The organism is Eudoraea adriatica DSM 19308 (genome assembly GCF_000382125.1).
In the GTDB taxonomy this organism is placed as follows: Bacteria; Bacteroidota; Bacteroidia; order Flavobacteriales; family Flavobacteriaceae; genus Eudoraea; species Eudoraea adriatica.
This window is the reverse complement of record NZ_KB907549.1, coordinates 298,690-322,460: the sequence shown is the minus strand read 5'-3', so window position 1 is coordinate 322,460 and position 23,771 is coordinate 298,690. Positions and strand designations below refer to the sequence as shown.

The 23,771-nt window shown below is 37.8% G+C and carries 25 protein-coding genes and 1 other RNA gene; 9 read left to right on the top strand and 17 right to left on the bottom strand.

Annotated elements, in window-relative coordinates; genetic code table 11:
- Window positions 1–35 precede the first annotated feature (35 nt).
- Together G504_RS0110960 and G504_RS0110955 are read right to left on the bottom strand one after the other, a co-directional pair.
- Window positions 36–1,916, bottom strand: a complete 1,881-nt coding sequence (locus tag G504_RS0110960) for an ABC-F family ATP-binding cassette domain-containing protein (protein ID WP_019670226.1) — start codon at window positions 1,914–1,916, stop codon at window positions 36–38.
- A complete protein-coding gene (locus G504_RS0110955) occupies window positions 1,913–3,118 on the bottom strand; it encodes an Lnb N-terminal periplasmic domain-containing protein (protein ID WP_240473039.1) in 1,206 nt (401 codons plus the stop codon). The genes G504_RS0110960 and G504_RS0110955 overlap by 4 nt, the downstream gene beginning before the upstream one ends.
- A gap of 94 nt (window positions 3,119–3,212) precedes the next feature.
- On the opposite strand from G504_RS0110955, the gene G504_RS0110950 reads away from it, so the two are divergent.
- Window positions 3,213–3,962, top strand: a complete 750-nt coding sequence (locus G504_RS0110950) for a CDP-alcohol phosphatidyltransferase family protein (RefSeq protein WP_019670224.1) — start codon at window positions 3,213–3,215, stop codon at window positions 3,960–3,962.
- 64 nt (window positions 3,963–4,026) lie between these two features.
- Here G504_RS0110950 and G504_RS0110945 read toward each other — a convergent pair whose 3' ends face one another.
- From G504_RS0110945 to G504_RS0110925, 5 genes are all read right to left on the bottom strand, one after another.
- Complete coding sequence (locus tag G504_RS0110945; protein ID WP_019670223.1) at window positions 4,027–4,446, bottom strand: hypothetical protein; 420 nt, start codon at window positions 4,444–4,446, stop codon at window positions 4,027–4,029.
- Window positions 4,447–4,546: 100 nt separating this feature from the next.
- Complete coding sequence (lptB, locus tag G504_RS0110940) at window positions 4,547–5,287, bottom strand: LPS export ABC transporter ATP-binding protein (RefSeq protein WP_019670222.1); 741 nt, start codon at window positions 5,285–5,287, stop codon at window positions 4,547–4,549.
- 63 nt (window positions 5,288–5,350) lie between these two features.
- On the bottom strand, window positions 5,351–5,701 hold the full coding sequence (locus G504_RS0110935; RefSeq protein ID WP_019670221.1) for a carboxymuconolactone decarboxylase family protein: 351 nt from the start codon (window positions 5,699–5,701) through the stop codon (window positions 5,351–5,353).
- Window positions 5,685–6,524 (bottom strand): twin-arginine translocase subunit TatC, encoded by an 840-nt coding sequence (gene tatC / locus G504_RS0110930; protein ID WP_019670220.1) that lies wholly within the window; start codon window positions 6,522–6,524, stop codon window positions 5,685–5,687. The genes G504_RS0110935 and tatC overlap by 17 nt, the downstream gene beginning before the upstream one ends.
- Window positions 6,524–7,489, bottom strand: coding sequence for a KpsF/GutQ family sugar-phosphate isomerase (locus G504_RS0110925; RefSeq protein ID WP_019670219.1), 966 nt, complete (start codon window positions 7,487–7,489; stop codon window positions 6,524–6,526). The genes tatC and G504_RS0110925 overlap by 1 nt, the downstream gene beginning before the upstream one ends.
- A 235-nt stretch (window positions 7,490–7,724) precedes the next feature.
- Between G504_RS0110925 and recQ the strand changes: the two genes are divergently transcribed.
- The gene (gene recQ, locus G504_RS0110920; protein WP_019670218.1) at window positions 7,725–9,926 is read left to right on the top strand and encodes a DNA helicase RecQ; all 2,202 of its coding nucleotides are present in this window, start codon (window positions 7,725–7,727) and stop codon (window positions 9,924–9,926) included.
- A gap of 87 nt (window positions 9,927–10,013) precedes the next feature.
- Here recQ and G504_RS0110915 read toward each other — a convergent pair whose 3' ends face one another.
- The 3 genes from G504_RS0110915 to G504_RS0110905 are packed head-to-tail and all read right to left on the bottom strand — an operon-like array spanning window position 10,014 to window position 10,982.
- Entirely contained in the window at window positions 10,014–10,313 is a 300-nt protein-coding gene (locus tag G504_RS0110915; RefSeq protein WP_019670217.1) for a CCC motif membrane protein, read from the bottom strand.
- A gap of 21 nt (window positions 10,314–10,334) precedes the next feature.
- Window positions 10,335–10,661, bottom strand: a complete 327-nt coding sequence (locus G504_RS0110910) for a CCC motif membrane protein (protein ID WP_019670216.1) — start codon at window positions 10,659–10,661, stop codon at window positions 10,335–10,337.
- A 15-nt stretch (window positions 10,662–10,676) separates the two neighbouring features.
- The gene (locus G504_RS0110905) at window positions 10,677–10,982 is read right to left on the bottom strand and encodes a DUF2752 domain-containing protein (RefSeq protein ID WP_019670215.1); all 306 of its coding nucleotides are present in this window, start codon (window positions 10,980–10,982) and stop codon (window positions 10,677–10,679) included.
- Window positions 10,983–11,025: 43 nt separating this feature from the next.
- Between G504_RS0110905 and G504_RS19670 the strand changes: the two genes are divergently transcribed.
- Window positions 11,026–11,193, top strand: coding sequence for a hypothetical protein (locus G504_RS19670; RefSeq protein WP_019670214.1), 168 nt, complete (start codon window positions 11,026–11,028; stop codon window positions 11,191–11,193).
- Between the two features lie 16 nt (window positions 11,194–11,209).
- On the top strand, window positions 11,210–11,758 hold the full coding sequence (locus G504_RS0110895) for a Smr/MutS family protein (protein ID WP_019670213.1): 549 nt from the start codon (window positions 11,210–11,212) through the stop codon (window positions 11,756–11,758).
- 4 nt (window positions 11,759–11,762) lie between these two features.
- On the opposite strand, the gene G504_RS0110890 is transcribed toward G504_RS0110895, so the two are convergent.
- Window positions 11,763–12,269, bottom strand: a complete 507-nt coding sequence (locus tag G504_RS0110890; protein WP_019670212.1) for a hypothetical protein — start codon at window positions 12,267–12,269, stop codon at window positions 11,763–11,765.
- Window positions 12,270–12,384: 115 nt separating this feature from the next.
- On the opposite strand from G504_RS0110890, the gene G504_RS0110885 reads away from it, so the two are divergent.
- Window positions 12,385–13,533: a cysteine desulfurase family protein gene (locus tag G504_RS0110885; RefSeq protein WP_019670211.1), complete on the top strand. Its 1,149-nt coding sequence runs from the start codon at window positions 12,385–12,387 to the stop codon at window positions 13,531–13,533.
- Here G504_RS0110885 and G504_RS0110880 read toward each other — a convergent pair.
- From G504_RS0110880 to G504_RS0110870, 3 genes are read right to left on the bottom strand one after another with little or no spacing between them, the layout of a single operon-like run.
- On the bottom strand, window positions 13,520–14,182 hold the full coding sequence (locus G504_RS0110880) for a DUF4136 domain-containing protein (RefSeq protein ID WP_019670210.1): 663 nt from the start codon (window positions 14,180–14,182) through the stop codon (window positions 13,520–13,522). The genes G504_RS0110885 and G504_RS0110880 overlap by 14 nt on opposite strands.
- A gap of 10 nt (window positions 14,183–14,192) precedes the next feature.
- Window positions 14,193–16,661 (bottom strand): TonB-dependent receptor, encoded by a 2,469-nt coding sequence (locus G504_RS0110875; protein WP_019670209.1) that lies wholly within the window; start codon window positions 16,659–16,661, stop codon window positions 14,193–14,195.
- A gap of 4 nt (window positions 16,662–16,665) precedes the next feature.
- Entirely contained in the window at window positions 16,666–18,372 is a 1,707-nt protein-coding gene (locus tag G504_RS0110870) for a M23 family metallopeptidase (protein ID WP_019670208.1), read from the bottom strand.
- Window positions 18,373–18,567: 195 nt separating this feature from the next.
- Between G504_RS0110870 and G504_RS0110865 the strand changes: the two genes are divergently transcribed.
- The 4 genes from G504_RS0110865 (at window position 18,568) to rny (ending at window position 21,106) form a co-directional block, all read left to right on the top strand.
- The gene (locus G504_RS0110865; protein ID WP_019670207.1) at window positions 18,568–18,858 is read left to right on the top strand and encodes a hypothetical protein; all 291 of its coding nucleotides are present in this window, start codon (window positions 18,568–18,570) and stop codon (window positions 18,856–18,858) included.
- Window positions 18,859–18,872: 14 nt separating this feature from the next.
- Window positions 18,873–19,169, top strand: a complete 297-nt coding sequence (locus G504_RS0110860; RefSeq protein WP_019670206.1) for a cell division protein ZapA — start codon at window positions 18,873–18,875, stop codon at window positions 19,167–19,169.
- Between the two features lie 54 nt (window positions 19,170–19,223).
- Window positions 19,224–19,331, top strand: a non-coding RNA gene (ssrS, locus tag G504_RS19500) — 6S RNA.
- Window positions 19,332–19,537: 206 nt separating this feature from the next.
- The gene (gene rny / locus G504_RS0110850) at window positions 19,538–21,106 is read left to right on the top strand and encodes a ribonuclease Y (RefSeq protein ID WP_019670204.1); all 1,569 of its coding nucleotides are present in this window, start codon (window positions 19,538–19,540) and stop codon (window positions 21,104–21,106) included.
- A gap of 104 nt (window positions 21,107–21,210) precedes the next feature.
- Here the strand turns inward: rny and G504_RS0110845 are convergent, their stop codons facing one another.
- From G504_RS0110845 to G504_RS0110835, 3 genes are all read right to left on the bottom strand, one after another.
- Window positions 21,211–22,494, bottom strand: a complete 1,284-nt coding sequence (locus G504_RS0110845) for a DUF3570 domain-containing protein (RefSeq protein WP_019670203.1) — start codon at window positions 22,492–22,494, stop codon at window positions 21,211–21,213.
- 82 nt (window positions 22,495–22,576) lie between these two features.
- The gene (locus G504_RS0110840; RefSeq protein WP_019670202.1) at window positions 22,577–22,789 is read right to left on the bottom strand and encodes a DUF4266 domain-containing protein; all 213 of its coding nucleotides are present in this window, start codon (window positions 22,787–22,789) and stop codon (window positions 22,577–22,579) included.
- Window positions 22,786–23,769, bottom strand: coding sequence for an FAD:protein FMN transferase (locus G504_RS0110835; RefSeq protein WP_019670201.1), 984 nt, complete (start codon window positions 23,767–23,769; stop codon window positions 22,786–22,788). The genes G504_RS0110840 and G504_RS0110835 overlap by 4 nt, the downstream gene beginning before the upstream one ends.
- Between the last annotated feature and the right edge of the window lie 2 nt (window positions 23,770–23,771).

Genomic DNA, 23,771 nt, shown 5'->3' with positions numbered 1-23,771 from the left:
AATAAACCGGAATATCCATATTTCCTTCATGGATACTAGTCTTCCAACAGCATGGAAAGCTCAAACCATCGCTCTGTTTTATCCTCAAGTTTTTCTATAATATCTTTTAGTCTAATGGATAAAACATCTATCTCTTCTCCCGACAGTGAAGTATCAGCAAATTGATTTTGAAGCTCTTCTTTCTGCTTTTCCAGGCTGTGTATGGATTTTTCCAACTTCTTGTATTCATTTTGCTCTTCAAAAGACAGTTTTTTACTATTGTCATCAGACCGCCAGGAACTTTTTGCTGTCGTATTTTGAATGCCATCCTCTTTTTTAGCCCGCTTTTCGAGGACCGTACTGTTTTCATAATCCCTGTAATCGGAATAATTTCCCGGAAAATCTTCAATTACGCCATCCCCCTTAAAAATAAATAAATGATCTACTATTTTATCCATGAAATAGCGATCGTGGGATACTACAAGCAGGCATCCGGGAAAATCTAATAAAAAACTCTCCAGGATATTTAAGGTAATAATGTCCAGATCATTCGTTGGCTCATCAAGGATCAGGAAATTGGGATTCTGGATGAGGACAGTACATAAGTATAATCTCTTTCGTTCCCCGCCACTTAGCTTTTCCACAAAATCGTACTGTTTTTTTCGGTCAAATAAAAAACGTTCCAGAAGTTGCTGAGCCGAAAGTTGCCTTCCTTTTTTTAAAGGGATGTAATCTCCGAATTCCCGAATGACATCAATCACTTTCTGACCTTCTTTTACTGTAATCCCATTTTGGGTGTAGTATCCAAATTTAATGGTCTCCCCAATTACAATCTTTCCACTATCCGGTTTTTCATGACCTGTTACAATATTCAGGAAAGTAGATTTGCCAGTACCATTTTTTCCAATGATTCCGATTCGTTCTCCTCTTAAAAAGTTGTAATCAAATTTATCCAGCAAGGTAATTCCCGGGTAGGATTTAGAGACTTTGTGGATCTCCAGAATTTTACTTCCCATGCGCTCCATATTTATCTCAAGTTGAATTTCATGGATCTCCCTTCGCCGGTGCGCCTTTTCTTTAATGCTATGAAAATCATCAATTCGTGATTTGGACTTTGTGGTGCGGGCTTTGGGCTGTCTCCGCATCCAGTCCAGTTCTTTTTTATAAAGCAACTTGGATTTATGCAGCTCTGTTGCTTCAAGCTCTAATCTGGCTTCTTTTTTTTCCAGGTAGTAAGCATAATTTCCTTTGTATGAATAAAGTTGACCATTCTCAAGTTCAAGAATTTCATTGCAAACCCTCTCCAAAAAATACCTGTCGTGTGTAACCATAAACAGGGTTATCTTTTTCTGGCTGAAATAATCTTCGAGCCATTCTATCATCTCCAGATCCAAATGATTTGTGGGTTCATCCAGGATTAACAGATCTGGTTCGTTCAGCAGTGCATTTGCCAATGCCAGTCTCTTTTTTTGTCCACCAGACAGACTGCCTACTTTGGTTTTAAGATTGTTCAGTTTTAATTTGGAAAGTATTTGTTGATATTGAGTTTCAAAATCCCAGGCATTATTCCTTTCCATAGACTCGAATGCTTTCTGGTACGCTTTTTCATTTTCGGGATGTTCCAGCGCAGCTTCGTAGGCAGCTATTACCTTTAAAATTTCATTTTCTGATTCCAGAACGGTTTGCTCAACGGTTAATTCCGGATTAAGACTCGGTTCCTGCTCCAGAAAAGATATTCGAATTCCTTTGCGGTAGTTTACTGAGCCGCTATTTGGGGCATCTTTCCCAGCCAGGATATTTAAGATTGAAGTTTTGCCTTCCCCGTTGCGCGCAACCAATGCAATTTTCTGATGCTTATTTATGCCAAAGGAGAGATCTTCGAAGAGGACTAATTCTCCATAGGATTTAGCTATATTTTCTACGGAAACCAAATTCATTTAAGACCTGGATTTATATTTGTGAAATAACGGTATAGTAAGGCATATCTAAATCCCAGAGTGGCGAATACAACAGAAATTAAAGGTGAAAATTGTTGAATCTGAAAAATCCACAGGAGCAGCGTAATGGCCATTAAAACCAGTAGTATAAGAATATATTTACCCATCCATTTTGGGATGCTGTTTTTTCTTAGGAGAAAATAGCAGGCCACAATATTGAATGGAAATGCCCAAAGGATATTAAAATTATTTGCTGTTGCAGAATGATCAGTCATAAACCATAGGAAAAAAATAAGTAACCCGGCTAACCCTGTTGTAAGAAATAAAAAAAAGTCGAGCCATCTGCTGCGGGTACCATTTCTAAGGTCTATATAGGATATTGTAAGGATAAAGAGAAAAAGAAGCAGTAACCAAAAAAGTGGTGATATTCCAAAATTATAACTAAACTTTTTGTTGCTATACTCAAGAACGGAGCGTTCTCTTTGAACCAGTGGATTCGCATCCAGCGAAGTGTTTTGCATTTGCAGCATAACGTACTTTGGCAGGAACATATACTCTTCCGGCGCGGCTTCCCTGTCTATTACAGACCCAAGAGCCAGGTCTATGCCAAAACTGGACCATGAATTAGTTAGCAGATTTTGCTGTATGAGGTCTCTGAAACTAAATTTATTTTTAAGATGTTCCCCATGAAACTGAATATTATTTCCAAGAACTTTTTTAAGTACTTCCGGTAATTTAGTGGCACAATTATCAAACAGGAAGTCGTATTTATAATCCCTGTTTTTAGGCTTTCGATTGTTTTCTAAAAATAGGAATAAGTCGTTTTTTTCTTCCGGACTTAGATTTAATATTTGTTCTTTTACCCATCGGTTTTCCAATTCATATGTAAACAGAAAGTCTGAAAATGTAGAAACGCTTAATGAATAGAGCAATTTCCCTTTGGCAAATTTATAATAGAAGTTGGGGGTATTAAAATCAAAAGTCCCGTAATTATATACCCAATTTATTCCATTAGCGGAATCCTGTACTCTAAAAGCGCTGTGTCCAAAGCTCGAATAAAGATCCCGGCCGGAGTCACAGGTAAGGATACTAATTTGGGCACCTTCTGATAATTGAGCCTGAAGTGAAAAACCCAATAAGGCAATCCATAGTGAGTTAATGAAACAAAGTTTTTTAAACGGAATTCTTAGTGCTCTGATCACTTGCGGAATAACTATTAATGGCAAATATCCGAATAAAATATGTTAAGAAAGAGTTAGAATAAAAATTATATTATTTTTACTGAAACCGCAAACCATGAAGAAACATATTCCACAGTTTATTACCATGCTCAATATTTTATGTGGATGTATTGCAACTGTTTTTGCTGTTTTAAACCAGTTGGAACTTGCTGCTATTTTTGTTTTTCTGGGAATTGTTTTTGATTTCTTTGACGGGCTTGCCGCAAGATTATTTGATGCCCAGAGTGAATTAGGAATCCAACTCGATTCACTGGCCGATGTTATAACCAGCGGTCTTGTTCCCGGCATTGTGATGTTCCAGCTGCTTGCCATGTCTCAAACCGGCGGATGGAATCTCGATTTCTCCGGTGCTTCGAATGCCTTAACCTGGACCGGATTGAAAATTTCATTCCTGCCTTTTTTTGGCTTTTTAATTACCCTGGCTTCCGCCTATAGACTGGCTAAATTCAATATTGACGAAAATCAGGTCACCTCTTTTATTGGGCTTCCCACTCCGGCAAATGCACTATTTATATTATCCCTGCCATTGATATTATTAGACCAGGGCAATGATTATTTAAGCCGGATAATTTTAAATCCATGGTTTCTGATCCTAATTACTATTCTTAGTTCTTATCTGTTAAATTCAAGAATAGAATTATTTACTCTAAAATTTAAGAACTGGAGTTTTAAGGATAATGCCTTGCGCTACATTTTCTTAATCGTAAGTTTGGTCTTGTTACTGACTATGAAATTTTTAGCTGTACCGGCTATTGTATTTTTTTATGTTGTTAGCTCCGTGGTTTATAAAATTGGAGCTAAATAAACTCTAAAAGTTTCGAAACGGGATTTTTCACTGCAGAATTGGGATAAGAAATCTGCCAAATATTCTATTGTTTGGTCAGGGAAAAAGTACCGCTATTTTCGCTGCCAGCGGTCCAGCTCCCTGAAATCCGAGTGCTCGAGGTAGTATTCCCGCGAATATCCACACCCCTGCCATCGCACTCATCTTCACCACTCGCAGTTAACTGGCCATTTGCAACCCACCAGACTCCCTGAAATGGGCATAAAATCTGGGAGTCAGTTTCGGCTAAAATATCCCCATTCATTTGTAATGTAAAGGTTGCATTTGCGGTTCCTGATGATTCTTCAACAGTTCCACTCCAGGTGCCAACAAGTTTGGGATCAATTGTCCTCTCAAATGAACCTTGCGCTACCTCAATAGAATTATCATCCGACGAACAGCTTATATTAATAAGCTGCGCCGCAACAAGCAGGATAATGAGGTAATTAAATGGAGAGCCTTTCATAACAAAGTAGAATTATTCACAAGCCCTCTAAATTAAGCAAACCATTAAAATATTCACCTATATTTTTAAATGACTATCTTAAATTTTATTGAGGCCAACTTTAAAAGTCCAGTTTCTTTTTACGTAGTTCAAAATTTTGTCCTAAATACACTTTACGAACCATTTCGTCTTCTGCAAGGTCTTCAGGGATACCGGATTTTAGAATTCCCCCCTCAAACATCAGGTAAGATCGTTCAGTTATTGCAAGGGTTTCCTGCACATTATGATCTGTGATCAGGATGCCTATGTTCTTGTCTTTTAATTGTGCAACAATTCGCTGAATATCTTCAACTGCAACAGGGTCTACGCCAGCAAACGGTTCATCTAAAAGTATAAATTTAGGGTCGGTGGCCAGGGCTCTTGCTATTTCAGTTCTTCGGCGCTCACCACCCGATAACAAATCGCCTCGATTCTTCCTAATGTGCCCCAATCCGAACTCTTCTATTAGGGACTCCATTTTCATCTGTTGCTCTTTTTTGCTCAGATTGGTAAGTTGCAAAACACTTAAGATATTATCTTCAATACTTAATTTTCGAAATACCGAAGCCTCCTGAGCCAGATAGCCAATTCCGTTTTGGGCCCTTTTATACATAGGGAATTTTGTAATCTCGGTATTATCCAGAAAGATATGTCCTCCATTGGGTTTAATAAGGCCTACAATCATGTAGAAGCACGTAGTCTTTCCGGCTCCATTAGGGCCCAGTAATCCAACTATTTCTCCCTGGTCTACTTCCAGTGAAATACCCTTTACCACCTTGCGCCCCCTGTAGGCTTTCATTATGTTATCTGCTCTTAATTTCATTCAGTAGAATTATCCTTCAAATCTAAGGCATTCTGCCTTCGGCTGCATGTAATTATACTTTTTTTAACCTTCCTGTAGCTCAAGTTGTTCCCAATACTCGTAGGCTCTCCGCAAATGAGGAATAACTATTGTGCCCCCAACTAAAGTAGCAATACTTAAGGTTTCCATTACTTCTTCTTTCGTTGCGCCACAGTTAAAGCAATTTTGCAAGTGGTACTTAACACAATCATCACACCGAAGAACCGAAGAGGCTACAAGCCCCAATAATTCTTTTGTTTTTACATCCAGAACACCTTCGCTATATGCGTTTGTATCAAGATTGAAGATTCTCTTTATTATTTTGTTATTATCGGCTAACAGTTTCCCGTTCATTTTGGAACGGTAGGCGTTAAACTCCTCAACGGGATTTGACATTTTTAGATGTTTTTTTGGCTTCTCTTCTAAGTACAACTTTTGAAATATAGATGCTGATCTGGTAAAGAATAAGAACAGGTACAGCCACTATAATCTGGCTGGCAACATCCGGAGGAGTGATAACAGCAGAGAGTATTAGTACAATAACGAGAGCTATTTTTCGATATTTTTTAAGTATTTCAGGAGTTACCAATCCAACTTTGGTTAGAAAAAATATAATTATTGGAAGTTCAAATATTATACCGCATGCGATAACAGCAGCTCTCACTGTGGAAATATAAGAGCTTAGATCTATCTCCCGGACAATTTCATCACTGACAGAATAACCACCTAAAAAATTAATTGAAAGAGGGGCTACCACGTAATAGCCAAATAATACACCAAGAAAGAAAAGGGAAGAAGCAATGAATATAAAACCGCGGGAATTGTTGCGTTCTTTATCATATAATCCCGGGCTGACAAATTTCCACAGTTCATAAAGAATATATGGAAAGCCAATAATAAACCCGGCCCAGATAGATGTCCAGATATGGGCAGAAAACTGCTCTGCCATTTGCCTGCTTTGTACCGTAAATATAGGCTCCGTTACACAGAAGGCTTCGCTAAAACCAAGGATTCTGGAAAGCTTACAGAAAACACCATAAGTGGGGAAATCTGGTTTTTTTGGGCCGAAAATTACGGTGTCAAAAATAAAGTCTTTCATCAAAAAGGCCACGATACCAATAAGAACGACTGCGATAGTTGATCGGATAAGATGCCACCTCAGTTCTTCCAGATGGTCCAAAAAGGACATTTCATTAGGGTCGCCGGTTGCTTTAGCCATTAAAGTATTCCTTCATTAATTAAATTGTGCAAATGAACAACACCTACATATTCTTCTCCGTCAACAGCGAGCAATTGTGAAACGCTGTTGGCCCGCATTTCTTTTAAAGCTTTTATGGCGAGGACGTCTGCACCAATAGTCTTTGGATTGGTTGTCATTATATCTTTAGCCTTAAGGCCATTTATGTTTTCATATTTGTTTAGCATCCTCCGGATATCACCATCTGTGACAATTCCAACCAGTTTGTTTTTGTTCATAACAGCAGTTACCCCTAACATTTTTTCAGAAATTTCAATTATTACCTGCTTAACATCTGCATCAGCACCAACCATGGGTTTTAAATTATTACCGGTAATATCTGAAACTCTCAGATATAATTTTTTGCCGAGAGTGCCCCCTGGATGATATTTGGCAAAATCCTGACTGCTGAATCCTCTCAATTCCAAAAGACAGATAGCTAATGCATCACCCATTACAAGTTGAGCGGTAGTACTGGTTGTTGGCGCCAGGTTATTTGGACAAGCTTCTTTTTTGACAAAAGTATTCAATGTAAAATCTGCATTTTCAGCCAGAAATGAATCTGGATTCCCGCACATGCCAATTAATTTATTATGACCGATTTTAATTAGTGGTACCAGCATTTTTATTTCAGGTGTATTTCCGCTTTTTGAAATACAAATAACTACATCATCTTTCTGTATTGTGCCGAGATCGCCATGTATGGCATCCGCTGCATGCATGAATATTGCCGGTGTCCCGGTTGAGTTTAAGGTAGCTACTATTTTTGAGGCTATAATAGCACTTTTACCAATACCTGTAATTACCACACGTCCCAATGATTCGTATATGCAGTTTACAGCACTTTCAAATTCCTCGTCTATAAGTGTAGCCAAATGTGCAATTGCTTCACTTTCAGTTGTTATGGTTTTTATGGCTGTTGCCAATATAGCTTTCTGCTTGTTCAATATGGTTTTGAAATTATGTGTTTACGGTTTCAGAAATTAACTTAATTAGTAAACAGATTTTAAAAGAATGTATTATATTTAAGAAAACAAAATTACATAAACTTATTTTATAGAAGATTCTAAACTGCAAACAATATAATTTATCATATTTTACCTACCTAATAACAAGAAGACATATCTTCATTTTGATTACGAAATATTTATATAATACAAGACTCGATATACTAAAATTGCAATGATTTTGAATGAAATTGAACTACATGCTGCGCTAAAGAAGTATTTTGGTTTTTCCAAATTTAAAGGACTACAGGAAGATGTTATAAGAAACGTTATACAAAATAAAAACACCTTTGTAATTATGCCTACAGGAGGTGGAAAATCACTTTGTTATCAACTGCCTGCCCTGATTAAAGATGGGACAGCCATAGTAGTATCGCCATTAATTGCCCTGATGAAAAATCAGGTTGATGCTATCAGAGGTGTTTCAGCACATCCGGGTATTGCCCATGTACTAAACTCGTCATTAACTAAAACCCAGGTAAAGGAGGTAAAACAGGATATCTTGGATGGCACAACTAAATTGCTCTACGTAGCCCCGGAATCACTCACTAAGGCGGAATACGTGGAATTTTTGCAATCCGTACCACTATCATTTGTAGCTGTTGATGAGGCTCATTGTATTTCCGAATGGGGACACGATTTCAGGCCGGAATATAGAAATCTAAGGGCTATAATAAACAGGCTGGGTGATAATATCCCTATAGTAGGTTTAACCGCAACAGCAACTCCCAAAGTACAGGAGGACATTATTAAAAACCTTATGATTACGGATGCAAAGGTTTTTAAAGCCTCTTTTAACAGGCCCAATTTGTTTTATGAAATAAGGCCTAAGACAAAAAATGTGGATGCTGATATTATTCGTTTTGTAAAGAAAAATGTTGGGAAGTCAGGAATAATTTATTGTTTGAGCAGAAAAAGAGTTGAAGAACTGGCACAGGTATTGCAGGTTAATGGTGTTAGTGCGGTACCATATCATGCCGGATTTGATGCTAAGACGCGCTCCAAATATCAGGACATGTTTCTAATGGAAGAAGTAGATGTGGTGATAGCAACTATTGCTTTTGGTATGGGAATAGATAAACCAGATGTACGCTATGTTATTCATCATGACATTCCTAAAAGTATTGAAAGTTATTACCAGGAAACCGGCCGAGCAGGCAGGGATGGGGGAGAAGGTCATTGTCTGGCATTTTATTCGTATAAAGATGTTGAAAAGTTAGAGAAATTCATGTCGGGTAAACCAGTGGCAGAACAGGAAATTGGAAACGCCCTCCTTCAGGAAATTGTTGCCTATGCTGAAACGTCCATGTCACGAAGAAAATTCATTCTTCATTACTTTGGTGAAGAATTTGATGAGGTGAATGGGGAAGGTGCGGATATGGATGATAATGCGCGCAATCCTAAAAAAAAGGAAGAAGCGAAAGAAAATGTCATAAAACTTATAAAGGTAATTCAGGGCACTAAGGAAAAGTTTAGGGCCAAGGAAATTGTATTTGCACTTAAGGGGTCTAAGAATGCGCTTATTTCTTCCCACAAGACGGATGAAAAACCATTTTTTGGGATTGGATCTGACAAAGATAAAAGTTATTGGATGGCCTTGATTAGGCAGGTATTGGTTGCCGGTTTACTGAAAAAGGAAATTGAGCAATACGGAATATTGCATGTTACCAAAGCGGGCGCCGCATTTCTTGAAAATCCTGTTTCCTTTATGATGACAAAGGATCATGTTTACAATGAGGAAAATGATCAGGCAATTATTACAGCAGCCAAAAGTTCCGGAGGTGCTGCAGATGAAAAATTGCTACGTCTGCTCAAAGATCTGAGAAAAAGTGAAGCCAAAAAGTTAGATGTACCTCCTTTTGTGATCTTTCAGGATCCTTCTCTTGATGATATGGCTTTAAAATATCCTGTTTCCATGGATGAATTGGTAAATATCCATGGGGTGGGTGAGGGCAAGGCAAAGAAATATGGAAAGCCCTTCCTGACTCTTATTACAGACTATGTGGAGGAGAATGAAATAATTCGTCCGGATGACCTGGTTGTAAAGAGCACCGGGGCTAATTCTGCACTAAAGTTATATATTATTCAGAATGTAGACAGGAAATTGCCTTTGAATGATATTGCCTCTGCAAAAGGACTTGAATTGCAGGATTTGGTAAAGGAAATGGAACAAATAGTTTTTAGTGGTACCAAGTTGAATATAGGATATTGGATAGACGAAATACTTGATGAGGAACAACAGGATGAAATTCATGATTATTTTTTGGAGGCTGAATCAGACAATATAGAAGTGGCACAGAAAGAATTTGATGGTGAATACGAAGATGAGGAATTGCGTCTATACCGTCTTAAATTTATGAGTGAGATAGCAAATTAGGGCTACAAAAAAACTCTGGAAAATTAAAAAGACCGGCCTTGCGCTGGTCTTTTTAATTTGTATGTCCTAATTCGCTTAAATATTTCCCTAGAAATTTCCACTGGTAATAAAAGCGACTATTACCCCGAAATAAAGAATTCCGAAAATTAGATATATCAATGCCAGGGCCATTCCAACATAAGACAAAATCCGGCCCGTCCTGACACTTTCATATCCCGAATAATTTTCCGGGTTATTCTGATAGAGTTCCTCTGCTTTTTTGGCACTGCTTAAACCTATAATGCTAAATATGATTGCAAAAGGGCCACAGCAGGTAATGGCTCCTACGATAGAAATAATGCCCATTGTTAAAGCATTACTTGCACCCGGTAATGGTTGTTGATTCATTCTAATTTATTTTCAGGGGAATTATTGCTCCCATTGTTCTCTCATTTCATTTACCTGTTCCATATAGGCTTCCCAGCCGCCCATGGCAGAAATTGAATATATAACCCAGATAAGCCATATAACCCCAAGGACTATTGCAATAATCGCTAGAATTTTAGCTGTTTTAAGCTGACTGTAATTGGAATATAGTTCCGGATTTTCCTTATACTTATTTTCATCCTTATAAACCAGAAAATAGGCAATACCTCCTAGAATAGCTGCTGGTAGTCCGCCAAAACAGCAACACAGATAGGAAAGAATTGCCAGCACGATAGCTATAGTTACATTAGGTAGTTTTTGTTGTTCCATGAAGCAATGGTTTGATTAAAAAAATTTTAAAATATAGTTGATCAATATTGTCGCCACACTTGTAATAATCAAGAATATACTGATTTTATTTGCATATTTTATTTTCATAAAATTATCCAATAACAAAAAAGCCGTCAATAATATCAGAGGGTAAATTGCGGGGTACATTTTAAAGGCCTCCAGAAATTCGCCATGAAAAAGAAAAACAGCGGCTCTTTGAATGCCGCATCCGGTGCACTCTACGCCTAAAAGCTGCTTATTAAGGCATGGCAGCAAATAATCTTCATTTATTAAAAGTCCTATAGATGAAGCGATTTTCATTTTGGTCGATTAATCAACTGAAAAATACTATTATTTTTGAGGAATGAAAACAAATCGAATCATTTATTTATTGTTTATTCTGGCAGGTGCAATTATTATGGCTTCGGGAGAACAATTGATCAGGAAGGAGTATGCCATGTGTATAGGAATAATTTTGCTGATGTTTGGAATTTATAAATCTTCGAAAACCTCGACAGGAACAGAGGAGTAATTAATGACCAGTAATAATGAGAGAATTTAAAGAAGGAGAGCGGGTTGAGGTTATTGACGACAATATTGGCGGGATAGTTATAACCTCTACTGTAGATTTAGTAACGATCCGAACTAATGAAGGTTTCGATTTGGAATTTATGGCATCTGAATTAATGCATGCAGACGTTATGAAACCTATAAAAGTCAGCAATTTTGAAGCTGCTCAGGTAAAGGCAAACAAGGAACAGGCACCCAAAAGGAAGACCGCGAAAGTTTCGGCAAAAGAACGAAATGTCGCCAAAATGGAAGTGGATCTCCACATACATCAGCTTGTGCCTTCTTCAAAGGGGATGAGCAATTATGATATGCTTAATATACAACTCGAAACTGCAAAACGACAGCTTGAATTTGCCATCCGAAAAAGAATACAGAAGGTAGTGTTCATTCATGGTATTGGTGCCGGTGTTCTTAAGGAAGAATTGGATTATTTATTCAAACGGTACGAAAATGTAAAATACTATGATGCTGACTATCAAAAATATGGATTAGGTGCTACTGAAGTATATATTTATCAGAATCCATAATTACCTACTCTTCAGTAGTAATTGTGCCGAAATCATTAATTCGCAAATCTGTTATCCTCTGACCAGAAGAATTTACAAAAGAGATACCGCTTAATTCAATTTTGTGCTCAAAAATTGTAGAATCATTTTCACTTTGCACAGTGGTAATTAAAACTTCTCCTCTTTCCGCTTCGAACTCATCACTTACGGTAGGTATGACCGGAGGAACAGCGTCACAAAAATAATTACTTGCTACATTTTCAGAGAAAGTCCGGTATATTAATTGAGATTGCCCGGGGATAGTGCTGACAATAGTTTCAGGAGAAACTTCATTCTTCAGAATGCCGCTTTGCAATTCAAGAACCAAGGCTTCTGTTGTATTGGTTTTAAAGAATAATGTGCTGTTTACCGTAGTGGTGGATTCGCAGAATGAGATACTGATATCGTTAAAATCTATCGTTTCAATTACTAGATCACCGTCATCACATGAGTTGAATATACACAAAATAAAAACTAATAATACTCGATTCATAGCTCAAATGTAAATGAATTTAAGGCTATTATCCTAGTGTATTGTGCTCAATTTATGAAGAGTTTAAGTTTATTTCGATTATTTTTGGACATGATTCATAATGCAAAGCTTTTAGATGCGAAAGATCTATTTTGATAACGCCGCTACTACTCCGGTTAGGGAAGAAGTAATTGAAAAAATGCAGGAAGCTTTGGCCAACTGCTTTGGTAATCCATCTTCTGCCCATGGATTTGGAAGAAGTGCCAAAACAGAAATTGAACAAGCGCGTAAAACAATTGCCAAATATTTAAACGCGCACCCCTCTGAAATAATATTTACATCGGGCGGTACGGAAGCAGACAATATGATTTTAAGAAGTGCAGTCAGGGACCTCGGAGTGGGGACTATTATCACTTCAAAAATAGAGCACCATGCGGTTTTGCATACGGCAGACGCCCTGGTTAAGGAGTTTGGTATACAGATTAAATTTGTGGATCTCGATAGTTATGGCAATATTGACCTTCTTCATTTGGAAAAGCTTTTGACAGCTGATAATTCAAAAAAATTAGTGAGTTTAATGCACGTAAACAATGAGATAGGGAATATTTTGGATATTCAGGCGATAGCAAAATTATGCAAGGCCGGGGAAGCACTTATCCATTCAGATACAGTGCAGTCTATTGGTCATTTCTCATGGGATGTACAAACCATACCAATTGATTTCATGGTAGCTGCTGCACATAAATTTCATGGGCCAAAGGGGGTTGGGTTTGCATTTATAAGGAAAAACACCAATTTGGAACCTCTGATAATTGGTGGTTCACAAGAACGGGGTTATCGGGCCGGCACAGAACCATTTCATAATATTGTTGGTTTACGGGAGGCGTTCGTAGCAGCCTATGAACATCTGGAGGAGGAGAAAAAATATATATCCGGAATTAAAGAATACTTTATTAAAAAAATCAAAGAAGCTATCCCTGAAGTTAAATTTAACGGCTATTCCGGAAATATGGATAGGAGTACATATACTATAGTAAATGTATGTCTTCCTTTTAGCAAAGAGAAATCACAAATGCTCTTATTTCATATGGATATTAAAGGGATTGCCTGTTCTGAAGGAAGTGCCTGTCAATCCGGTGCCAATAGTGGCTCTCACGTACTTGCGGAAATTTTGTCTGAGGATGATCTGCAAAAGCCTTCTGTCCGATTTTCTTTTTCGAAATTTAATACCAAAGAAGAGGTGGATTATGTAATTGAGGTTTTGAAAGATTTTAGTCAGACTTAGGATTTTTTTTCATTTTAAGTCTTTCCTTGTCATAAGGAAACTTCCGTACTAGCTTTTTCATCATTTTATCAATGAGGTCGGCGGTATTTCTTCCCGACTTTTTATTGATTTCATTCTCGTATTTCCACAATAGCTTCCCTGTTTTTCCATCACTTATCTTAATGCCGATTCTTCCATAATTGGCATCACCAAGTATATAATCCATAAAGCTAAACTCTGCGGGTATCCCTTTTGAAAGCAAGATATTAATATCCAAATTCCCACTAATAATGGCATCTACTTCCAGAAGTTCACTAAGTTCTTTAATGGTATAGGTATCTATATTATTATAGGTGATGTTCTTTTGGGCTAGTATGGCATTGGTATTTTTAATATTTTGAAAATCAACGGTGAATTTCTTCTTTTTCTTTCCAAGCCCAAAATAGGTTTCTAAGGCGTCCTGTACGGCATAGCCCTCTTTTTCTTCTAACTTTTTTGATTCCTCTTCAGTAATTTTTTCTTCTAATTCCAGATGCGTAAAAAACGGAATAATAGCCAGCATTTGATGGTCCTCACTTAGGATATCAAATTTATCGCTCTCATATACATTCTTTTGAGCATTGATTAATGAACTAAAGGAAAGAAGGGTTACAATAAGGAATTTTTTCATTCTAAATTTTCTAAAAACGCATACTTAATTTCAGGTTGAACACTCGCGATGTCATATAATTGGGAACCGCAAACTCCATTTTTGTGTCAATATCTCTTACCCAAGTATTGGTAATAGAATTTTGATTGTTAAACAGGTTGTATATTTCAAAACCAGCATTTAATTCTTCAAAACCATGTAACCAATGATTTTTTGGGTATTGTTTATTTAATCCTACAAAAATATAGGAAATACCCAGATCTGCACGCTTATAATCTCTTAATCTATTCTGAAAATTATAAGGATCAGCATAACTTGGAGAACCGCCGGGCACTCCCGTGTTGTAAACCAGGTTTAGGTACATCCTTAAACTGGGTATAGTAGGGATGTAATCCTGCCATAATATGCCTAATTGAAACCTTTGATCTGTTGGCCTGGAAATATACCCCCTGTTGTCAATATTTTCCTCAGTCTTGAGGAACCCCAGGCTAACCCAGGATTCTGTTCCCGGAACAAATGCACCATTTAACCTCATATCAAATCCGTACGCATAAGCCGTTGCATTATTTGCTGCCGCGTAACGAATCCTTACGTCTTCGAGCGTGTATGGGTTTACATTGGTTAAATTCTTATAGTAAACTTCGCTGGACAACTTAAAGGGCCTGTTCCAAAGTTCAAAGCTATATTCATTGCCAAGTACAAGGTGAATAGATTTCTGTGCTTTTACATCGGGTTGAATAGTACCTGTTTGGTCTCTTAGTTCCCGATAAAATGGTGGTTGCTGATATACTCCGGCAGCAATTCTAAATAGCATGTCTGCTTTCCATGAGGGTTTAATTGCAAACTGTCCCCTTGGGCTGAAAATGATCTGAGAATTACTGGGAAAACCTTCCCCGCTAAGGGTCCAGTATTGCGTCCTGAAACCTAAGTTGTAGTAAATGTTATTTGTATTCCAAAGTGTTCTTTTGCTATATTGAAAAAAAGCCGATAAACGATTTGTTTTTACAAAATTCAGAGCAGAAATGGAAGTGTAGGGTATTATCGGGGCGTTAAAAGGTTCCTGAGGTTGATTGTTTACAAACTCATTATCAGGGGGCCTTACAGAATAACCCAAGGAGTCCAGAAATTCCGATTCACGAATTTGATCCCGAAAGTCCTCATGGGTATACTTAACTCCCCATTCTAAAGATGCCTCATCTTTACTCAGCTTGCCTCTGTGCCCTATATTTACTATTAGCGCATCAAGATCATTTCTGGCCCTGTTAAATTGAGTCCCCAAACCTCTTGTTGAAGTTACCGCACCCGGATTGTCACTGCTGAGATCTGTATCAATCTCACCTAATTCATATTGTGCAATGACATCTGAATACTCTTCTTCGGTGGTATGGTAAATCGAGGTAATAAAGCTTAGCGCAACATTGTCATTAAGGTAATAATCTGCCTTAAGCGCCCCAAGACTTGTTTTATAATTATTATCTTCTGCTCCCTGATAATATACTACAAGAGCCTTAGGGTCACTTATTGTTCCAAAATTGGTCTGTCTGGAAAGAGGTTCATTTTTATAATCGTTAACCGAAAGGTTCCCTAAAAAGCTAAGGTTAAATTTTCTGGAGAAATGATAGGTAAGATACGTTTGTAAATCGGCAAAAGCGGGGGTGAAATTCGTATTGGTCTGCTGACTATTTACAAGAAGGCTATTGTCTCTGTAACGTACCCCCGATAGACTGCTAAATTTTTTATTTTTTGAGATTGTTTCAAGCGTGAGGCCCGCACCTAAAAAGCTGGCTTCTATATTTAATCCGAATTCTGTTGGATTTTTATAGGTAATATCCAGGACCGATGAGAGCCTGTCACCATATTGAGCCTGGAAACCACCAGCCGAGAATTCCAGATTTTGGACCATATGGCTGTTTACAAAGCTTAATCCTTCCTGCTGACCTGAACGGACAAGGAATGGCCGATAGACTTCAATACCATTAATATAAACCAGGTTTTCATCATAATTACCCCCTCTAACAAAATATTGTGTACTTAATTCATTGTTTGAAGAAACCCCCGGCAGCAGCTTAAGCACATTTTCAACACCTGCATTGGCACCTGGAATTTTCCGAACCATCTGCGGAGAGATTGTAGTGATACCTTCAGCGCTTTTTTCTCCCGTTGCCGTGACTTCAACACCATCTACCTGAATTACATCGGTTTTCATTACCGGGTTAAATTCAAATGTTTCATTTGTAGTAAGGATTAAGTTCTCCAGAACTACATTTTTATGCCCTAAATGAGTAAAAATTATCGTTATTTCCTTGTCGGCTGTTACTTCGAGCAAATAAAACCCGGTGCCGTCCGTATAAGTGCCATTCGTTTCGGTGGTAATATTTACATTAGATAAGGGCTCATCATTTGCTCCCAGGACTACCCCTGTAATTGAGGCCTTTTGTCCTCTCAACACGGCAAGCGAACCAAAAAGGGAAAGAAGGAATAAGAGTTTAAAACACTTCAAAAGTCTATTTTCTGTAAAAACTACTGGTAAAGGTATTTGAATTACCTACGTTATCTGTAACGATCACTTTGAGTTCACATTGCGTTTGATTCAGAATATTATCATCAAAATTATAGGTAAGTGTTTTTGTTTTGGGCTCGTATTCCATTAAGATCCATTCCCCGTTTAATGTTGCGGAATACGAGTCTATGCCACTTAAATCATCGGATATTATAAGGCTGAGGTAACGATAGTTATTTAACCACTGCCTTGCCTTAAAATTCTTGGGACGTATATTTGGTGGAATTGTATCCAGCGCGAGTGTATAGGCCCCAAGACTCCTTGTTCTTGTCGTAAAAGTTGTTCCTCTTTTAAAAGTCGTCATGTAATTGGCTTTATTTTTATTGTCGAGGCGGGCTATAAACAATTTCTTGCGTTCCTCCGGAGCATAATTAGCTACATCAAAAGTTACGGTAAAATTTTTATGTGCCGGAACCCTGTTGTTGTGAATAACTACTGTGTCCTTCCCTTTTTTCAGATCAATATAAAAATCATTATAAAACGTATTTGCAGGAAAATAAACTTTAGCGGCACCAAGGTCATAATTATTAGGTTGTTTGGCGATAATAAAATGCTCTGTTTTTTCCTCATCCTCAATAACCATTGGCTGTTGTCTTTTGCCTTCTACAGGAACAATTAATTTAACTGTATTATTATGCAGATCCTTTATAAGAATTTCTACATTGTAAGTGAGTCCTTCCCTGACCGGAATTTGTCCATCATTATATATTTGTTTATATATTCCCAGACGATTTCCCGGAGTTAGAAAACAGCGCTGTATGCGCTCCTTATATTTTCCAAAATGATCATAATCTATAAGAGTATTGATATACCGGGTTTCACCAAAAGAGAATGACTCAAAATTAAAATAGGAGTAAATTTTCCCATTAACGGATTGTTGGATGGAATATATACCATTCTTATTGGCCGCAAGATCCTGCCGGTCATAAGTATTTATACCAAAACCGATTGTCCCCGCGGCATATACTTTTTCAGCCAGATAAGTACCATCTTTTTGTTTGTTGAATTTAATTTGAATTTTCTTACTGCTTCTATTTACCTGTGCATCCTCAGACAAAGGATAGGCATATAAATCCAATAGTGTTGGATTGGTGGCATCCCTTACCTCTAAACCATAGAGAAGTGGATTGGTGGGTTTTTCGGATATACTGCTTCTTATTTCAAAATGCAGATGTGGTCCCGAAGATCCTCCCGTATTGCCACTATATGCTACAACCTGATCTTTTGAAATATTGATATCACCATAATCCGGAAATACTTCAACTTCATATGATTTTTTCTCATATTGAATCTTTTTAATAAAGGATTCAATTTCCGGAGCAAATTTTTGGAGATGTCCATAAACTGAAGTATAACCATTAGGATGGGCAATATATATGGCTTTCCCGTAACCCCATAGTCCTATCTTTATTCGCGTTACCGTTCCTTCGGCTATGGCATATACTGGTAATCCCTGTCGTTGTTGCGTTTTTATGTCAATCCCGGAGTGAAAATGATTTGATCGCAACTCGCCAAAAGTGCCCGCAAGAACCAAGGGTATATCCAAAGGAGACCTGAAAGTATTAAGGGGATACTTTTCCTGCCCCGGAACGGAGAGAACGGAAAGAAGAAAGAGGCTTAAAATTGGTATTCTCATATGTGCTAAGTTCATGCGAATTTAATTAATACGAGTCAAACCTGGAAAAAAGGTCTGTTAACAACTTTAATTTTCTTTATTATTTGTTTTGGGTTTTTTGAAAAGGCTAAATCAGATTATTTAAAGGTTTGCTATAGGAATAATTGCAAAAACTATTGCGAAGTCGTTTAAGGTGTGTTAACTTTGTGTAAAACGTATTGTAATTTGCATATGAGCGAATTGGTTGAAATCGTTGATTCCTTAGAGAATAAAATTAGCAAGCTACTGCATAAAATAGAATTGCTGAATCAGTCTAAGATTAAGTTAGAGCAGGAGATTGTTGCACTAAGAAATGAGGATGATACATTGAGGAATACCATTTTGGAATGGGAAGAAAGATATAATTCTCTCAAGCTTGCAAATTCCATACTGGGCAGTGATAATAATAAAACTGAAGCAAAGCTCAAAATAAATACATTGATTAGAGAGTTGGATTATTGTATGGCTCAACTTGCTGAATAATGTTATAAAGAAATATGGGAGAGAAGCTGAAAATAAAGCTCTCTATCGCTGATAGGGTATATCCTTTGACCATTGACCCAAGTCAGGAAGAAGGACTAAGAAAGGCTGCAAAAAACATAGAACAGCTTGCCAAGAAATTTGAGCAAAATTATGCCGTTAGGGACAAACAAGATGTATTGGCCATGTGTGCCTTGCAGTTTGCCTCCAAGATTGAACAGCGCGGTATAGATAATTCGGAGAATACCAAGGAAGTTACGGAACGTTTAAAAGCGTTGGATCAATTGGTAAACTCTAAGCTTAGTATAAAATAAGTTCTTTTACATAATACAAAGTTACTGCCCACATTGGTATTTAATTTTTGACGAACTCAACACTAATTTGTTTGAAAAGGGTGAGTTTAGGTTGTAAAAGCAGGCCTTCTAGTAAAGGATCCTTGATCAACCTGTTAGCCCTAAACCTGTTTATTGGAGTTTGTACAGAACTTCACCAATGTGGGTTTTTTTGTTTAAAATTGGTTTTATCAATCAATTTGAGGCCTGATCTCAATTTGTTTTTACCCTTTCCGGTAGCGACAATAATTGTTTTAAAGTGATAGTACTTCGCAGATGCTAGTTTCATATTTAAGCGCTGCATTCATACTATAAAACGGGCAGGTAAGTATTAATTATTAAAATAGGTTATGGATTATACAACAATAACAATAGCAGCTCTGGTTGGTTTGGTTATAGGATTGCTGGTTGCGAAAGCACTGGAGAAGGGTAAAGCATCAAAGACCATTGCAAATGCAAAAAAAGAAGCAAACTCTATCCTGAAAACCGCCAATCTTGAGGGCGAGAATATTAAAAAAGACAAGATTTTCCAGGCAAAGGAGAAGTTTTTGGAATTAAAAGCGGAACATGAGAAAGTAATCATCAATAAAGACAAAAAGATTGCTGAAGCTGAAAAACGAACACGGGATAAAGAATCGCAGGTTAGCGGGGAACTTTCCAAGAATCGTAAGCTGAATGAACAGCTGGAAATGAAATTAAAGGATTTAGAACACAAATCTGAACTTCACGATAAAAAACAGTCCGAACTCGAAAGACTGCATAAAAGTCAGGTTCAACAGTTGGAAGTTATTTCGGGCTTATCTGCAGAAGATGCAAAAAGCCAGCTCCTCGAGTCTTTAAAGGAAACAGCCAAAACAGATGCTATGGCTTATTTGCAGACCACAATGGAGGATGCTAAACTTACCGCTCAGCAGGAAGCAAAGAAAATAGTAATTAACACCATTCAACGCATTGGCACAGAAGAGGCTGTAGAAAACTGCGTATCTGTTTTCAACCTTGAATCTGATGACGTTAAGGGTCGTATTATTGGCAGGGAAGGACGGAATATCAGGGCACTGGAAGCGGCTACCGGAGTAGAAATTATTGTTGATGATACCCCCGAAGCCATAATACTTTCCTGTTTTGATTCTGTAAGAAGAGAAGTAGCCAGGTTATCATTACATAAATTGGTTACAGATGGCAGGATTCACCCGGCCAGGATAGAGGAGATTGTGCGCAAAACCGAAAAGCAAATTGAACAGGAAATTGTTGAGGTTGGAAAACGTGCTGTTATAGATTTGGGGATTCATGGTTTACACCCGGAATTGATTAAAGCAGTTGGAAGGATGAAATATAGGTCTTCCTATGGCCAGAACTTGTTGCAGCACTCCAGGGAGGTCGCAAAACTTTGTGGTGTAATGTCCGCAGAATTAGGCTTGAATCCGAAAATAGCTAAGCGGGCAGGATTACTACACGACATAGGAAAAGTTCCAAATACCGAGGCGGAGGTGGAAACACCGCATGCCATCTTAGGAATGCAATGGGCAGAAAAATTTGGTGAAAAACCAGACGTTTGCAATGCGATTGGGGCCCACCATGATGAAATAGAAATGAAAACATTAATATCGCCTATTGTGCAGGTATGCGATGCTATAAGTGGAGCCCGTCCGGGAGCAAGAAGACAGGTGCTGGATTCCTATATTCAAAGGTTAAAAGATCTTGAAGATATCGCTTTTGCTTTTGGAGGTGTCCAAAAGGCCTATGCCATTCAGGCTGGAAGGGAATTGAGGGTTATTGTGGAAAGTGAGAAAGTGAGTGATGAAAAAGCGGCACGGCTTTCTTTTGAAATTTCGCAGAAAATTCAGACAGATATGACCTATCCGGGGCAGGTAAAAGTTACCGTTATTCGTGAAACCCGCTCAGTTAATGTAGCAAAATAAAGCGTATTTAAATACAAATCTGAAAACGAGCGTTAAGCTCGTTTTTTTTTTGGAGTATATTTTATTGTCCAGATGAAGTATGCTTGTTTTGTCCTACAATCGCTTTAATCAACAACAAACTTAAAACCGGCGGTAACAATTCCGGCACTTAAACCGTTAGTCCTTTCGTAATAGCTATATTTTAAATCAACGCTCTTCAAACCTAATTTCAATTTATTCTGTCTTAGAATAATGTTTGTATAATTGATTCCGAAACCAAACTGATTTGCATTGTAATCAGACAGGTCATAGTCTGAAGTGTAGAATAAGGAAGTGGAAAGATGTTCGTTATAGGGCGCAAAATAATCTGCTGCCTTTTGGTTGTAGAATCGATAGGAAGGGTACAAAGTGAATTTGTCTGCAATCTTTACAGGTAATTCAACACTTATTGTATTGGAATTTATGCCCCAATCGTCAAAATAGTATCTATAATAAGTACGGACTACCAGATATTCATTTAGAAAAAAATTGAGTCGGCCTCCTAGGGCAACTTTAAATCTGGAATCGGGCAAGCGCTCAATATCATCAGCCAGATGAAAATCGTCAATAAAGGAATCTGCTACATCACTAAAGTAAACCCTTTGAAATGGGGTGGAAAGCAGGCCTTGCTGAAGCACAAAATCGGCCAAAAGCCCCCCCTGTATATTTTTGGAAAGAATTTGTGATAAACCAATACCCAGAGAATAGGAGTTGCGATTTTCATCCGTTAAGACATTAAAAGACGGGTTGTAATCAGGATTTCCTGTTATAGTATTTTCTATAAATAAAAAATCATTCAAACCTCTTCCCCCGGGGGCAAAAGGACGAAGTTCATAAGGATAAATAATCTTCCATTTATCCAGGAATATATTTGCGCTTAATCCCAGTTCGGTATTTTTTTCATTAAATAACCTGGTATAACTCCCTCCAAAGCCGAGGGAGCTATAGTCATACTCCGTGGAATATGAAAGTTTTGCGCTCCATATAGAATTTCTATCATCTGAACTATGGCTGTAAATTCCGGTAAGATTATACCAGGTATCATCTCTGGAAGCACCGGATGCAGCGATAAATGGATCTGCAAAACCTTTGTCAAACGGGTTAATATTACTGGATGATGCAGATGTATATGCCGATATGCCAGTATCGACAGTCAGCACGTCATCATCGTTTATGGGAATTGATATTACCAGAGTTCCGGTAATATCCGTTAATTCTTCAGTACCCCGTCCGCCCGTTACCGCAGCATTATTACCATCCTGTGAATAATAACTGGATAGCAAATCAATTTCAGCAGTTTCCAAAACCCTTTTTTTATAAGCATCATTATTTTGCACGGAATTCTGAGCATGGCAAATACCACAGACCATGAAGAGGCAAATAAAAAACAGGTACTTAGTCGTTGTCATAGTTTTATAAAAGAATGGGGTGTCATAGCGTGTAAACTTCAAATTAATTGCATCCGCAACCCCCACCAGTTTTTCCTCCGTTTGCACCGGCTGCAGCTTCCCGATAGGAATGAAAGACAGTAATGTTCCTGTCGCACAATTTTTCCGATAACTCCATATCAGGATCATTAATATTCACTTTTTCATATCCCTTAACCGCGACACAATTACTTAAAGCTACTGTCATACATGCCAACAATGTTATTTTCCTTATCATATCCTGTCTATTTCAATATTATCGGAAGTAATTACCTTTCCTTTTTCGTCTATAATTATACACTCAATTTTAGGCAATTGATTAATTCTGTTTAATCCTATTTCAATGCCCATAACAAATACAGAAGTAGCAAGGGCATCAGCTAATTCTGCTTTGGGAGCAAAAACAGTTACACTCAAAATGCCGGTAGCAGGGTAACCTGTTCGCGGGTCTATTATATGGGAATATCGCGTACCGTTGAATTGCACAAATTTTTCATAGTTACCAGAAGTTACAACCGCACCATTCGTAATTGGCAAAATGGCGGCTGCTTTGGTTTTATTTAATGGATTCGTAATGGCTACCGTCCATTCTTCACCATTAGGTTGTCTGCCCCATGTATTCATGTCTCCTGAGGCATTTATAATACCTGCCTGTACGTTGTTTTTCTGTAACAGGGCTTTTGCCTGATCCGCTGCATATCCCTTGCCTATGGCTCCAAACCCTATTTTCATTCCCTTTTCTTTAAGAAAAACCGAAGAGTGCTCTGCATCAAGAATGATATTCTGAAATCCTACTTTAGCAACAGATGACTTAATTTCTTCTTTTGAGGGCATTCTCTTCATACTTCCATCAAATCTCCAGATTTTGTCCATTGACGCATAGCTAATATCAAAGGCACCGTCGGTTAAACCGGAAATTTTTTTTGCCCTTTCTATTAAGCTAAATAATTCCTGACTGACTTTAACCGGTTTTATGCCTGCATTTGAGTTGATTTCAGATGTTTCGGAATTGGGATTCCAGGAAGATATGAGTTTTTCAATTCTGGTAATTTCATCAACAGCAAGGTTAATGACTCTGTTTGCTTCTGCTGAGTCTTTAACGACAACAGTTACCTGAAAACCACTCCCCATTAGTTTTAAGCTTCGATGGAAAGATTGCTGGGCCCATATAGTAACAGTGCTTAGCAGAAGAATTAAAATGGCGGCTATTTGTTTCATTA